Source organism: Prauserella rugosa (assembly GCF_000719975.1).
Lineage (GTDB): Bacteria > Actinomycetota > Actinomycetes > Mycobacteriales > Pseudonocardiaceae > Prauserella > Prauserella rugosa.
The window spans coordinates 1-940 of sequence record NZ_JOIJ01000060.1 but is presented as its reverse complement, the minus strand read 5'-3'; the positions used below and the strand labels follow the sequence as shown (position 1 = coordinate 940).

Genomic DNA, 940 nt, shown 5'->3' with positions numbered 1-940 from the left:
TCTTGGGAAGTCCACACAACAGACCATGATCAACTGGTGGCCGCACCCATCTCCAGCACCCCTCACCAACCCCGATCACGAAGTCCGGCTGGAGTACTAACAGGTTGATGATCTTGGTTTGAGATGATCTTGGTGTGGCTGCGCCGTGGGTCGTGTCGGACGAGTTGTGGGCCCGGATAGGGCCGTTGTTGCCGGTGCGTCCGGCGAGTCGGACCGGGCCGAAGCCGTTGCCGGATCGGCAGGTGTTGCAGGGGATCCTGTTCGTGTTGTTCACCGGGATCGGGTGGGAGGACCTGCCTCAGGAGCTGGGGTTTGGTTCCGGGATGACGTGCTGGCGACGGCTTCGGGACTGGCAGGAGCTCGGGGTCTTCGACCGGTTGCCTCAGGAGCTACTCGCCGAGTTGAACGCCGCCGGGGAGATCGACTGGTCACGCGCGTGTGTGGACGCCTCCCACATCCGCGCAAAAAGGGCGGCGAGGCGACCGGACCGAGTCCGGTCGACCGAGGCAAGACCGGTTCCAAGCACCACCTGATCTGCGAGGGCGGCGGTGTCCCACTCGCGGTCACGCTCACCGGCGGCAACCGCAACGACATCACCCAACTCATCCCGCTGGTCGATGCCGTCCCGCTCGTCCGCGGGCGCCGGGGCCGGCCACGCCGCACACCCGAGGCCGTGGTGGCCGACCGAGGCTACGACCACGACAAGTACCGAGACCTGTTGCGACAGCGCCGGATTCGACCGCTGATCAGCCGCCGAGGCACCCGTGACAACAACCAACCCGTGCGCTGGGTCGTGGAGCAAACCCTCGCACTACTGCACCAGTTCCGCCGCCTGGCCGAACGCTGGGAACGCCGCACCGACATCCACCACGGGTTCCTCGCGCTCGCCTGCAGCCTCATCACCTGGCGACGACTCCCAAACCGAATGCGTTAGGAGCTC

At 66.1% G+C, this 940-nt stretch carries 1 protein-coding gene; it reads left to right on the top strand.

Going from position 1 to position 940, the window contains the following annotated elements:
• The first annotated feature begins 134 nt into the window (after positions 1-134).
• Positions 135-934 (top strand): IS5 family transposase gene (locus IF64_RS26890; protein WP_145600294.1). Its coding sequence is split into 2 segments (ribosomal slippage): positions 135-456 and positions 456-934, totalling 801 coding nucleotides; the frame shifts between segments, so codons are not numbered across the junction.
• The last annotated feature ends 6 nt before the right edge of the window (positions 935-940 follow it).